Below are 12,509 nucleotides of genomic sequence, written 5' to 3'. Positions count from 1 at the left end.
GGTCTGGAGGGCGGGGGAGAGCCGGTAAAACACGCCGTGAATACATCCCTGTAGGCTCGGCTCGGCATCCATGCCTCGCACGGTTTTACCGACACTCCCCCGCCCTCCGAAATCTGAACGTGGTCTGACGCACCGCCAGAATGAATCGCGGGTGCTACAATCCGTCGCCATTCCGCCCGTCTGCCGCGAGCCCCTGTCCATGTCCGAGTTGAAGAACGACCGTTTCCTGCGAGCCCTCCTGCGCCAGCCCGTGGACCGCACGCCGGTGTGGATGATGCGCCAGGCCGGCCGCTACCTGCCGGAGTACCGCGCCACGCGCGCGCAGGCCGGCGACTTCATGAAGCTGATGATGAATCCGCAGCTGGCCTGCGAGGTCACCCTGCAGCCGCTGGACCGCTACCCGCTGGATGCCGCCATCCTGTTCTCGGACATCCTGACCATTCCTGACGCCATGGGTCTGGGGCTGTATTTCGAGACCGGTGAGGGCCCGCGCTTCGCAAAGACGGTGAAGACCCAGGCCGAGGTCGATGCCCTGCCGATTCCCGATCCGGAGCAGGACCTGGGCTATGTCATGGACGCGGTGCGCACCATCCGCCGCGAGCTCAATGGCCGCGTGCCGCTGATCGGCTTTGCTGGCAGCCCGTGGACGCTGGCGACCTACATGGTCGAGGGCGGTTCATCGAAGGATTTCCGTGCAGCCAAGACCCTGATGGTGACGCAGCCGCAGGTGCTGCATGCGCTGCTCGACAAGCTTGCGCAGAGCGTCACGTCCTATCTGAATGCGCAGATCCTCGCGGGTGCGCAGGCCGTGCAGATTTTCGATTCCTGGGGTGGCGCGCTGTCGCATGCGGCCTACCGCGAGTTCTCGCTGGCCTATATGCAGCAGATCGTCAGCGGCCTGATTCGCGAGCACGACGGCCGTCGCGTTCCGGTGATCCTGTTCACCAAGGGCTGCGGTCAGTGGCTGGACGCCATGGCCGATACTGGCGCCGATGCCCTGGGTCTGGACTGGACCACCGACCTGGGCCAGGCGCGTCAGCGCGTCGGCAGCCGGGTTGCCCTGCAGGGCAACATGGACCCGGCCATGCTCTATGCACCGCCGGCGCGCATCCGCGAAGAGGTGGCGCGCATCCTCGCCAGTCATGCCGAGGTGTGGACGCCAGCGCTTGGCGTGTCACGCGGCAGCGGTCACGTATTCAACCTCGGCCACGGCATCGAGCAGCATGTCGATCCGGTCCATGCCGGTGCCTTCATCGAGGCAGTCGTCGAGCTGTCGGCGCGTTACCACGAGGCCGGCTGAGTTCCGCTACACTCGGGCATGACGTCGCCACGCGGAATGCCCCATGACCCTCTTCTCCAGTGCCCGTGAGTTCGGCCGCCTGCGCGAGCTGATCGCCATCCTGCTCAAGTACGGCTTCGATGACATCGTGCGCTGGCTGCAGATGGAGGGACGCATCGGCTGGCTGCGGCGCTGGGTGCGCCAGGACCTGCCGCCCGAGATCCGCCGTCTGCCCAGCGAGGCACGTGCCCGTCTGGCCCTGGAAGAGATGGGACCGACCTTCGTCAAGCTCGGCCAGATTCTCGCCACCCGCGTCGACCTGCTGCCCTCGGAGTGGATTGCCCAGCTCGAGAAGCTGCAGGACCAGGCCACCGCGATTCCCTTTGCCCAGCTCAAGCCGCAACTCGAGCGCAGCCTGGGCGCCAAGGTCAGTGCCTGCTTCCGCGAGATCGACGAGACCCCGGTCGGCACGGCCTCCATGGCCCAGGTCTATCGCGCCGTGACGCCGCTGGGACAGGAGGTGGTGCTGAAGATCCGCCGTCCCGGCATCGAGGAGAAGATCCAGGCCGATCTGCGCCTGCTCAAGAAGCTCGCCGAGATCGCCGAGGCACAGTCGCCAGAGCTGCGGCGCTACCGGCCGCTGGAGGTCATGCTGGAGTTCGAGACCTCGCTGCTGAGCGAGCTGGATTTCAGCATCGAGGCGCGTACCGCCGACCGCCTGCGCGACAACCTGCGCCAGTTCGACTGGCTGGTGATTCCGCGCATCTACTGGGAGTGGACCTGCGACGACCTCAACGTGCAGGAGTTCATTCGCGGCATTCCGGCCAAGGACGTCGAGGCTATCGACGCTGCCGGCCTGGATCGGCGCCAGCTCGCCCGGCGTGGCGCGCGGGCGGTATGGAAAATGATGCTCGAGGATGGCCTGTTCCACGCCGACCCGCATCCCGGCAATTTCCTGGTGCTGCCCGGCGGCCGCATCGCCATGCTCGACTACGGCATGGTCGGGCGCCTGACCGCGACCCGTCGCGACCAGCTCATCCGGCTGATACGCGGGGTGGCGCTGCAGGAGCCGGATACCGTCACCCAGGTGCTGGTGGAGTGGGCGGCCGGGCGCTACGTCAACCGCGAGGGCCTGCTGGCCGAGGTCACCAACCTGATCGAGCGCTATGACGGCATTCCGCTGCCGGAGCTGGACATCAGCGACCTGCTCAATGCCATTGCCGGCATCCTGCGCAACTACTCGCTGCGTCTGCCCAGCGAGCTGACCCTGCTGGCCAAGGCCTGCGTCACGCTGGAAGGCTTCGGCCGTCTCATCGATCCCGACTTCCAGCTCATGGAAGAGGCCATGCCGCTGCTGCGCAAGACCCTGGCCAATCGCTACAGCCCCAAGGTGCTGGCGCGGGCGGTGCGTTCACGGGCGCTGGATGCGGTCGAGCGGCTCTACCATCCCGGCACCATGCCGGCCTCGAACGGCAACGGCGGCGGAGGCTACTCCGGACCGCCGCCTCTGCAGGTCGAGGAGCTGACGCGTCTGGTCAATCGCCTGGAGCGTGCCAGTCACCGCCAGGCGCGCGCCGTGCTGCTTGCCGGCCTGTTCCTGGTCAGCGGCATGATGCTGCAGCTGGAGGACGGACCGCACATTCTCGGCATGCACGTGATCGGGCTGCTCAGCCTGCTCGGCTGCACCGGCTACTGGCTGTGGATGCTGACCCAGCTGTGGTGGAGCGAGCGCGGACACCGCGACTGACCGTGCTGCCAGAGCGCAGCGGGACAGCCGCGGATGTCATCCGTGCGGCATCCGCCGCGATGCCTGACTCAGCAGGTCCAGCGGCTGATTTCCGGCTCCGGGAAGGTCATGCGGAAGTCCGGAATCTCCAGCGCCATCAGGCAGCGGCCGCGCGCCAGATCGGGGAACTCCGTGGCATCGAACTGCCAGTCCAGGACCCGGGCCATGCGCATGCGGCCACTGGCTGATGGCGACAGCACGAATTGCCGGCCTTGCCAGAGCTGGGCCAGCGCCTTCAGACGACGCGGCAGCCAGGTCGCCACCGGTACGGTGCGGCCCCAGCCCTGCAGACGCAGGCGCGCGAACGGCGTCTTGTCGTCACGCAGCAGCTCGGTCACCACCACGCCCTGCTCCTGGGCCTCGACGCGGAAGTCGCAGCGGTCCTTGGGAATGCCCCAGTTGCGCCGGCCGTTGTCCACCGATGCCTGCGTCGACACCAGGATGCGCGAGATCGACGGGTAGCGGCCGCCCTGGAAGGCGAAGGTGCCCGGAATGAACAGCAGCTCGTGGTAGGGGCCGACCGGGCTGTCCTCGTAGTTCACCAGCATGGCGAATGACAGCCGGCTGCGGCGACTGTCGCGCAGGGCTGCCGGTGTCCAGGGGCAGTCGGCGACAGCCTCGTCCGGCATCTTCAGGACCAGGACGAAAGCGGAGCCCTTGAGCTGCCAGGGCGCAGGGGCCACGTCGGTTTCGGCAGCGGGATGGGCGATGGCGGTGTTCATGTCAGCTCCGACGAACGTTGGAAACGAGCGCGAGCTTGCCTTGTCGTGACCGCATGGTCAAGGCTCAGCCGCCGAGCAGCTCCCAGCGCTCGAGCAGAGTCAGCAGCGCTTCCTCGATCTCGGACAGGCGCTGCGTCAGCGCGGTGGCACGGGCCAGATCGCTGATGAACAGGCTGCCATCGGCCAGTGCGGCCTGCGCGGCGGCCTGTTCCGCCTCGAGTGCGGCGATCGCCGCCGGGATGGCATCCAGCTCGCGCTGTTCCTTGTAACTGAGCTTGCGTCGGGGCGTGGCGGCCGAGTCGGATGCCTGTCCGGCAGTGCTGCCGGACTTGCCGGAGTTGCTGGTCGCGACAACCTGCGGACGCTGGCGCAGCCAGTCATCGTAGCCGCCAACGTATTCAACGATGCGGCCCTGGCCCTCGAACACCCAGGTGCTGGTCACCACGGCATTGAGAAAGGCCCGGTCGTGACTGATCACCAGCAGCGTGCCCTGATAGTCCACCAGCAGCTCCTCGAGCAGCTCCAGGGTCTCGACATCAAGGTCATTGGTGGGTTCGTCGAGGATGAGCAGGTTGGTTGGCCGGGTGAACAGGCGCGCCAGCAGCAGGCGGTTGCGTTCGCCGCCCGACAGGGCCTTCACCGGGGTGCGGGCGCGCTGCGGCGAGAACAGGAAGTCCTGCAGATAGGCCAGTGCGTGCTTGCGCTGGCCGTTGATCTCGATGAAGTCGGAGCCCTGCACGACGTTGTCGATCACCGTGGCCTCGGGATCGAGCTGGGCGCGCAGCTGGTCGAAGTAGGCGACCTGGAGCTGGGTGCCGTGACGCACGCTGCCGCTGTCCGGCGCGAGGTTGCCGAGCAGGAGCTGGATCAGCGTGGTCTTGCCGACGCCGTTGTCACCGATCAGGCCGATCTTGTCGCCGCGCATGACCACGGCATCGAAGTCACGCACCAGGTCATGGCCACCCAGCCGCTTGCACAGGCCAGTCGCTTCCAGCACCAGCTTGCCCGAACGCTCGGCATCGCTGATGGCGAGGCGGGCATTGCCGACGCGCTCGCGCCGTGCGGCGCGATCCAGGCGCAGCTGCTTGAGCGCGCGCACGCGGCCTTCGTTGCGGGTGCGCCGGGCCTTGATGCCCTGGCGGATCCAGACCTCCTCCTCGGCCAGCTTCTTGTCGAAGACGGCGTTCTGGTGCGCCTCGGCGGCGAGCTGGGCCGCCTTGGTGTCGAGGTAGGTCGCGTAGTTGCCGGGATAGCTGCGCAGCTGGCCGCGATCCAGTTCAACGATGCGCGTGGCCAAGGTCGCCAGAAAGCTGCGGTCGTGGGTGATGAAGAGCAGGGTGCCGTTCCAGCCCAGCAGGAACTGCTCGATCCAGCTGATGGAGCGGATGTCGAGGTGGTTGGTGGGCTCGTCGAGGAGCAGTATGTCCGGCTCCGATACCAGGGCGCGGGCCAGCAGCACGCGACGCTTGCGCCCGCCGGACAGGCTGGCGAACGCCTGCTCCGGATCCAGCTCCAGGCGCGTGGTGATCTTGGCCACGCGGGTCTGGATCTCCCAGTCCTCGAGCTGGCCGGCCAGGTCCGGGAACTGCTGCAGGCCGCCGGCCACCAGGTCGCCGACCGTGCCTTCGGTCCAGGCCTGCGGCACTTCCTGCACCAGGGTGGCCATGCGCAGTCCCTGCTGGCGGATGATCTCGCCACTGTCCGGCTTGAGCTCTCCCGCGATCAGCTTGAACAGGGTGGACTTGCCCTCGCCGTTGCGTCCGATCAGGCACACGCGTTCGCCGCGTGCGAGACTGAACTGGGCCTTGTGCAGCAGGTTGGGACCACCGAAGGCGATGGAGACATCACGCAGGGAAAGCAGCGACATGACACGGGGTACTCGCGAAAACTGGCGCACAGTCTAGCAAATGCCGGCTGCGCGCAGGCGTTTGCCATGCACGCGACGCTTCCGGGCGGCGCGCATGTCGCCGACACGCTACACTGTTCCTGTTGTCGTCAGCCAGGAGACCCGCCATGAACGATCGCGTCACGGAACTGGAGGTCAAGGTCGCCTTCCAGGACGATCTGCTCGAGGCCCTGAACCAGACGGTGGCCAGCCAGCAACGCCAGCTCGACCTGCTGCAGGACGAGTTGCGCCTGATCTACCAGCAGATCAAGTCACTGCAGGCGACCGGCCTGCCCGCGGAGCCTGTCGACGAGACGCCGCCGCATTACTGATCGCGCTTCTTGGGCACCCAGGCCCAGACCATGGTGCACTGCACCGGCTCCTGCCCGGACTCGTCGGTGACGATGACCGGCACGGTGACCTCGCCCTTGGGCTCGCGATGGATCAGCGCGATCTGCTCGTCGGTCAGGGTCGCGACCGCGCGCATGTCGCCGACGCTGCGGCGCGTGTAATCCACGTGCAGGGACTTGATCAGGGGCAGCTTGTCGTCACTCAGGTTCATGCCGACCACGAAGCCGGTGGCGGTTTCGGCGAGCAGGGCCATGGCTGCCGCATGAACGCCCTTGATGTGGTTCTGCACCTTGCGGCGGTTGCGCACCGACACCACCACGCGGTGAGCGGCAAGTTCCTCGTAGCGCAGTCCGCTGGTGCCCACGAACGGCACCACGGTGCCGAACATCAGTGATGCCGCGCGTACGCGCAGACTGTTCGGCAGGGAGGCTAGCGGGGCGATGGCGCGGGTCAGGGCGTTCTGGATGGGCATGCGGGGACTCCGGTGCTCGGGTTTCGGAAAGCCGTCATCCTAGCACTGGCGACCGTCATGCGCTCACGCGTTGCGATGATGCATCCAGCGCGCGAACACCCCGGCGGTGATGAACATGAACAGGCCGTAGACCGCCGCCGGGATGATCATTGCCGGCGCCACCATGGCACCCACCGCCATCGCCAGCGTGGTGTTGTGCACGCCCAGCTCGATGCTGACGGCGGTGGACTGCGGGCCATCGAGGCCGCCCACCCGTGACAGCGCGAAGCTCACGGTCATCGCCAGCACGTTAAGGCAGAGCACGGCCGGACCGACCTGCGCGAGGTTGTCGGCGATGGTCGGCCACTCCGACCAGATCGCGGCGACCACCACCAGCACGAAGAAACCCATGGCGAGACGCTTGGCTCCGGCCTCGTGCCGCGCAGCCCAGGTACCGGCGCGTTGCCGCACCAGCATGCCCAGGGACAGGGGCAGCAGGGTGATGGCGAGGATCTTGATCACGATGGGCAGCATGGACAGCGACAGGGGGCTGTCATCGGCGCCGAAGTAGCCGGTCGCCAGTCCCAGCATCAGCGGCACGGTGAGCACTGCGGCGAGGCTGCTGATCGCGGTCAGGGTCACCGACAGCGCCGTGTCGCCGCGCGCCAGATGCGTCAGCATGTTGGCCGTGGTGCCCCCCGGCGAGGCGCCGAGCAGGACCATGCCGACCGCGAGCTCGGGCGGCAGCCGGAACACGATGGCGAGCGAGAAGGCCAGCAGCGGCGACACCAGCAGCAGGTTGCCGAGGCCGATGGCGACGCCGCGCGGGTAGCGCACGACGCGCCGGAAGTCATCGGGAACCAGGGCAAGCCCGAGGCTGAACAGGATGACGAAGAGGGCAACTGGCAGCAGCACCTGGATGGCAACGCCGGGAGGCATGGCGATCTCCGCGCGATGGGTTGCCCTCTTATAGCACGGTCAATCCTTGAAGTTGTTGAACTGCAGCGGCAGGCCCAGGCTCTGCTGGCGCAGGAACGCCATGACGTCCTGCAGGGCGTCGCGCTTCTTGTCGGTCACGCGCACCTTGTCGCCCTGGATGCTGGCCTGCACCTTGAAGCCGTTTTCCTTGAGCAGCTTGACGATCTTCTTGGCGGTGTCGGAGTCCAGGCCGTCCTTGAGCTTGATGACCTGGTTCACGTGCTTGCCCGACGGCTCGAGCTTCTGCGCGTCGAGCACCTGCGGATCGACCTTGCGCTTGATCAGGTGGGCCTCGAGCATGGCGCGTACCTGGTCGACCTGGAAGTCGGCTTCGGCGCTGATCTTGATTTCCTTGTTCTTCTCGTTCAGCTCGACCTTGGCATCGGCGCCACGGAAATCGAAGCGGGTGGCGATCTCCTTGGTGGTGTTCTGCACGGCATGATTGACTTCGAAGGCCTCGAGTTCCGAGACGACATCAAACGACGGCATGGTAAATTGCTCTCCCTGACTAACCTGCCCACATGATACCCGAGGTCATGGCTGTGCGAGCGACGCTGATTTCCCGTCTGACACGGTGGCGACTCAATCTTTACGGACCCTATCTGGGGGCCGGCATACGGGTCGAGCACATCAGCCCGGACTTTCTCGCGGTCGATGTCGTCATGCGTCTGCGACCCTGGAACCGCAACGCCGTCGGCACCCACTTCGGCGGCAGCCTGTACAGCATGGTCGATCCGTTCTACATGCTCATGCTGATGCGTGCGCTGGGCCCCGATTACCTGGTCTGGGACCAGGCTGCGCAGATCGATTTCCTGCGCCCGGGGCGGGGCAGGGTGCGCGCCGCCTTCCGCCTGGATGCCGACCAGCTGCGTCAGCTGCGTGATGCAGCCGCCTCCGGCCGGGCCGTGCGACCCGAGTACGTGGTCGAGGTGCTGGACGAGGCGGGCGAGGTCGTCGCACGCGCCCGCAAGACCCTGTACGTGCGTCTCAAGCCGGCGCGGCGGCCGCCAGCCGCTGCCGAGATCAGCGCTCCCGATCATTCCCTCTGACCTGCACAGGACGCCGCCATGGCCTTGCGATTCCGCATTCTTCCCGTCACCCAGTTCCAGCAGAACTGCACCCTGATCTGGTGCGACAGCACGCGCGAGGCGGCACTGATAGACGCCGGCGGCGAGCGCGAGCATCTGCTCGAGCAGGTGGCGCTCGAGGGCCTGACGCTGACCAAGCTGCTGGTCACCCACGCGCACATTGATCATGCCGGCGCTGTCGCCGATCTTGCCGAGCAGCTGCACCTGCCCATCGAGGGGCCGCATGTCGATGACCTGTTCTGGATCGAGCGCCTGTCCGACCAGTCGCGCATGGTCCGCTTCCCCGAGTCGCGTGCGTTCGAGCCGACGCGCTGGCTGAACCAGGACGAGGAAGTCACGGTTGGCGCCGAGACCTTGCAGGTGCGCCACTGCCCCGGACATACGCCCGGACATGTGGTGTTCATTTCCGAGTCCGCAGGCGTAAGCTTCGTGGGGGATGTGCTGTTTGCCGGCTCCATCGGCCGCACCGACTTCCCGCTCGGCGATCACCAGACCCTGATCGATGCCATCCGGCGCGAGCTCTGGAGTCTGCCGGACGAGATGCGTTTCGTGCCGGGCCACGGACCCATGTCAACCATCGGCCACGAGCGACGTCACAACCCCTTCGTAGCAGATCATCGCGGCTAGGCCTGCGGCCGCCGTCAGCAGCCAGATAGAGAGGAAAACCATCATGACCAGTCGTTTCCATCGCGCCCTGGCGGGCGTGCTCATGTTGACCACCAGCCTGACCTCGGTGACCGCCTCCGCAGCCTCCATCAGTCCGGAAGCCGTGCTGGCGGAAACCACGCGCAGTGCGCTCGACAGCCAGCGTGCCGAGCTGGCGCAGTGGCTGCAACGCGACGACATCCGCAGCCAGATGCAGGCGCTCGGCGTTGATCCGCGCCTGGCCGAGGAGCGTGTGGCGGCACTCAGCGATGCCGAAGTGCAGGATCTGCATGGTCGTCTCGACGAGGCCCGTGTTGCCGGCAATGGCGTGGTCGGTGCCCTGGTGTTCATCTTCGTGCTGCTGCTGGTCACCGACCTGCTCGGCTTGACCAAGGTCTTCCCGTTCACCCGCTCCGTGCGCTGAGTCGTGCGGCGGCGCATCCTGCGCGGCGTCCTGCCGGCGCTGCTGCTGGTGTCGCTGAGCGCGTGCATGACGCCGGGTGCCGTGCAGCTGCGCCAGCAGACGCCGGTGGCGGTCGAGCTGGCGCAGGTGCCGTACTTCGCGCAGCAGGACTATCACTGCGGACCGGCCACGCTGGCCATGGTCATGGGCAGTCTCGGCCACGACGTCAGCCCCGAGGCGCTGGCGCCACACCTCTATCTGCCCGGACGCCAGGGCTCGCTGGCGGAGGAAATGCAGGCGCTGTCGCGTCGTCACGGATTCCTGCCGGTGCCGGTCGGCGGGCGTCTGCCCGGACTCGTGCAGGCACTGCAGGAGGGCAGTCCGGTCATCGTGCGGCAGAACAACGGTCTGTCGTTTGCGCCGCTCTGGCACTACGCGGTGGTGATTGGCGTCGACAGCGCGCGTCAGCGCGTCATCCTGCGCTCCGGGGCAGAGCGGCGGCTTGAGCTCACCGTGTCGCAGTTCGAGCGCACCTGGGCGCGTGGAGACTACTGGGCCATGCGCCTGCTGCCGACCAGCCAGGACTGGCCAGCCAGCCTGCGTGCCAGCGACGTCACGCCGGCTCTGCTGGCCATGCGTCATGTCGCGCCCGATGCCGCTCTGGCGGGATTGCGTCGTGCCGCCTGGCGCTGGCCGACCGAGGTTGCGTTGTGGCTGGCCTGGGCTGACCTCAGCGGACAGCGCGAAGGGCTGGCGGCCGCCGAGCTGGTGCTGCGTGATGCCGTTGCAGTGATGCCGGAGCAACCCTGGCTGCTCAACAACCTGGCGGATGTGCTGCTGCGTCAGGGGCGTCCGGCCGAGGCACTGACCTGGGCCAGGCAGGCTCGTCGCCTGAGTGATGCTGCCGTGGTGCAGGAAACGCTTGCTGCGGTGGAGAAGGCTCTGGTCACGCCTGCCCGCTGAGGCTGGCGCTCTGTCCCTGACGCGCCGTGACGATCAGTGGCAGTTCGACCGCGCTGCGGCCATCCAGCGCTATCGTCACGTCATGATTGCCGGGCAGCGCTTGCAGGGCCACGCGCTGTCCATGCCAGGTCATCGGCAACACGGCCTGCAGCCCGCGACGGCCGCTGAGCCAGCCCCGGCAGAACGCCAGCAGTGCCGATGCCGGCGTGGCGCACTGCTGTACCAGCACGGTCAGGCCCTGATCCTGACGTTGCAGGATGCGTGCCCCGGTGACCACATGCCAGACGCCATCAAGCTGCAGCAGCACACGCTCCTGACCGCTCTGCTGCCAATGTCGGGCGGCCAGCAGCAGGCGCTGTCGCCAGGCGCCACGTGGCAGCGCACGCAGCGCTTTCTGCTGCATCTGCCAGCGTGCGGCCTCGCCGAGATCAAGATGGCTGGCGGTCCATGTGTGCGCTCCGGCCAGCACCTCCAGGCCGTCTTCCTGCAGCGTGCGGGCGGCGCTGCCAACGCCTCTGCTCACGCGCCCAGGCTCCGGGTGGCCAGGCCGGGCAGCGTGGTCAGCTCATGCAGCGGATGCAGCCAGAGGAAGGCACTGATCAGCAGGGCGATGCCGGCGGCTAGGGCGGGCTCCCAGGCAGGCATGCCCGCGAGCCCGTCGTGGCGATACCAGGCCCAGCGCAGTGCGCCCAGCGTGGCCAGGCCCAGGCAGAGGCTCGCGGCCACGTCACTGCTCCAGTGCCAGCCCAGAAACACGCGTGCCGTGGCCACGAAGACCACCAGCGTCAAGGTCACGCCGAGCAGCCAGAGTCTGGCGTTGTCACCCAGCGCCCGGCCGATCAGCAGATAAGTGAAGCCCCAGACAACCATGCCCCAGTAGGTGTGACCGCTGGGGTAGGCATAGCTGTCGAGCACGGCAGCCGCCAGTTCGGGGCGGGGGATGGCGAACAGCTGCTTGAGGCCGTTGGGCACGGTCAGGCAGAGCGCAAGCACCAGCACCAGATAGAGCAGGGCGCGGCTCTGCTGGCGCAGCAGCAGCCAGATGCCGAAGAGGCCGCCGAAGGTGAGCAGGAAACGTGAGCTGCCGGCTTCGTTGAAGACCGCAAACAGCAGGTCTATGCCGGGGTGGTGCAGGGCCTGCATCTGCGTCAGCAGCCACTGGTCGAGGCTGGCGAGGGCGGGCAGGCTGAGCGAAAGCAGGGTGAAGCCGGCCAGTCCGCCGAGGCAGAACAGGGCGGCCAGCACCTGGTTGTCGGGATGGCCGTCGGCCGCCTTGAAGATACCCCGGTTGACCGGGGCATGGCCCTGGCGCCAGCGCCGCGTGCTGCCCTTCAGCCAGGGGTAGAACCAGAGCAGCAGGGAGATGGCCACCAGCAGGCTGCCGACAAAGATGACCTGGTTCTGGCCCGGCATCAGCGGATGCGTGACCAGGCTGCCGGCCCAGTATCCAGGCAGGATGTTCGGTGGCGCCCACAGCAGTGCCGAAATCACGTTGAACCACAGGAAGCGGCGCAGTGGCATCTGGAAGATGCCTGCCGCCAGTGGCACGAAGGCGCGTATGGGGCCGATGAATCGACCGATGATCAGGCCTTTGCCGCCGTGGCGCTGCACGAAGGCCTCGCTCGCCTCCAGCCAGTGCGGGTGGGTGCGGAAGGGCCAGACATGCTCGATGTCGTGCTGGAAGCGCCGGCCTATGGCATAGCTGATGCCGTCGCCGACGATGGCGCCGGCCACGGCGGCCGTCAGCACGGCCCAGACATTGATGTCCATGCTGCCGGCCAGCAGGGTCAGCGCAACCATGATGGGGACGGCCGGGATGATGGAGCCGATCACCGCCAGGGCTTCCAGCGCCGCCAGGCCGAATACCATCAGCAGCACCCAGTCGGGGTGGGCGTGCAGCCAGGCCTGTGTCTCGGTCCAGGTCGGCCAATCCATCAGGTCGGCTTCCCTGCTGTCCG

The 12,509-nt window shown here is 67.3% G+C and carries 14 protein-coding genes; 7 read left to right on the top strand and 7 right to left on the bottom strand.

Translation table 11 applies throughout. The annotated features are described in order from the left end of the window. Window positions 1–199 precede the first annotated feature (199 nt). Together hemE and F595_RS0100510 are read left to right on the top strand one after the other, a co-directional pair. On the top strand, window positions 200–1,300 hold the full coding sequence (gene hemE / locus F595_RS0100515) for a uroporphyrinogen decarboxylase (RefSeq protein WP_026913067.1): 1,101 nt from the start codon (window positions 200–202) through the stop codon (window positions 1,298–1,300). Window positions 1,301–1,343: 43 nt separating this feature from the next. Then, complete coding sequence (locus F595_RS0100510; RefSeq protein WP_022954906.1) at window positions 1,344–3,026, top strand: ABC1 kinase family protein; 1,683 nt, start codon at window positions 1,344–1,346, stop codon at window positions 3,024–3,026. Window positions 3,027–3,094: 68 nt separating this feature from the next. On the opposite strand, the gene F595_RS12055 is transcribed toward F595_RS0100510, so the two are convergent. After that, entirely contained in the window at window positions 3,095–3,787 is a 693-nt protein-coding gene (locus tag F595_RS12055) for an acetoacetate decarboxylase family protein (protein WP_022954905.1), read from the bottom strand. 64 nt (window positions 3,788–3,851) lie between these two features. Further along, entirely contained in the window at window positions 3,852–5,654 is a 1,803-nt protein-coding gene (locus F595_RS0100500) for an ATP-binding cassette domain-containing protein (RefSeq protein WP_022954904.1), read from the bottom strand. 146 nt (window positions 5,655–5,800) lie between these two features. On the opposite strand from F595_RS0100500, the gene F595_RS0100495 reads away from it, so the two are divergent. Further along, window positions 5,801–6,004 carry a SlyX family protein gene (locus tag F595_RS0100495; protein WP_022954903.1) on the top strand — a complete coding sequence of 68 codons (204 nt, stop codon included), beginning with the start codon at window positions 5,801–5,803 and terminating at the stop codon, window positions 6,002–6,004. Here the strand turns inward: F595_RS0100495 and F595_RS0100490 are convergent. The 3 genes from F595_RS0100490 to F595_RS0100480 form a co-directional block, all read right to left on the bottom strand. Continuing rightward, complete coding sequence (locus F595_RS0100490; protein ID WP_022954902.1) at window positions 5,998–6,495, bottom strand: DUF4442 domain-containing protein; 498 nt, start codon at window positions 6,493–6,495, stop codon at window positions 5,998–6,000. The genes F595_RS0100495 and F595_RS0100490 overlap by 7 nt on opposite strands. Window positions 6,496–6,558: 63 nt before the next feature. Next, a complete protein-coding gene (locus F595_RS0100485; RefSeq protein ID WP_022954901.1) occupies window positions 6,559–7,413 on the bottom strand; it encodes a bile acid:sodium symporter family protein in 855 nt (284 codons plus the stop codon). A gap of 39 nt (window positions 7,414–7,452) precedes the next feature. Continuing rightward, a complete protein-coding gene (locus F595_RS0100480; RefSeq protein WP_022954900.1) occupies window positions 7,453–7,941 on the bottom strand; it encodes a YajQ family cyclic di-GMP-binding protein in 489 nt (162 codons plus the stop codon). A 47-nt stretch (window positions 7,942–7,988) separates the two neighbouring features. On the opposite strand from F595_RS0100480, the gene F595_RS12050 reads away from it, so the two are divergent. The 4 genes from F595_RS12050 to F595_RS12045 are packed head-to-tail and all read left to right on the top strand — an operon-like array spanning window position 7,989 to window position 10,551. Beyond that, complete coding sequence (locus tag F595_RS12050; protein ID WP_022954899.1) at window positions 7,989–8,501, top strand: DUF4442 domain-containing protein; 513 nt, start codon at window positions 7,989–7,991, stop codon at window positions 8,499–8,501. A gap of 18 nt (window positions 8,502–8,519) precedes the next feature. Further along, complete coding sequence (locus tag F595_RS0100470) at window positions 8,520–9,167, top strand: MBL fold metallo-hydrolase (protein ID WP_022954898.1); 648 nt, start codon at window positions 8,520–8,522, stop codon at window positions 9,165–9,167. 43 nt (window positions 9,168–9,210) lie between these two features. Further along, the gene (locus F595_RS0100465) at window positions 9,211–9,609 is read left to right on the top strand and encodes a PA2779 family protein (protein WP_022954897.1); all 399 of its coding nucleotides are present in this window, start codon (window positions 9,211–9,213) and stop codon (window positions 9,607–9,609) included. A 3-nt stretch (window positions 9,610–9,612) separates the two neighbouring features. Continuing rightward, window positions 9,613–10,551 carry a PA2778 family cysteine peptidase gene (locus F595_RS12045; RefSeq protein ID WP_022954896.1) on the top strand — a complete coding sequence of 313 codons (939 nt, stop codon included), beginning with the start codon at window positions 9,613–9,615 and terminating at the stop codon, window positions 10,549–10,551. Here the strand turns inward: F595_RS12045 and F595_RS0100455 are convergent. Further along, a complete protein-coding gene (locus F595_RS0100455) occupies window positions 10,535–11,074 on the bottom strand; it encodes a hypothetical protein (protein ID WP_022954895.1) in 540 nt (179 codons plus the stop codon). The genes F595_RS12045 and F595_RS0100455 overlap by 17 nt on opposite strands. Continuing rightward, window positions 11,071–12,486 carry a VTT domain-containing protein gene (locus F595_RS0100450; RefSeq protein ID WP_022954894.1) on the bottom strand — a complete coding sequence of 472 codons (1,416 nt, stop codon included), beginning with the start codon at window positions 12,484–12,486 and terminating at the stop codon, window positions 11,071–11,073. The genes F595_RS0100455 and F595_RS0100450 overlap by 4 nt, the downstream gene beginning before the upstream one ends. Window positions 12,487–12,509 lie beyond the last annotated feature (23 nt).

Origin of the sequence: Perlucidibaca piscinae DSM 21586, from assembly GCF_000420045.1 — a bacterium.
Taxonomy (GTDB): domain Bacteria; phylum Pseudomonadota; class Gammaproteobacteria; order Pseudomonadales; family Moraxellaceae; genus Perlucidibaca; species Perlucidibaca piscinae.
This window is presented reverse-complemented; position numbering and strand designations above follow the sequence as displayed.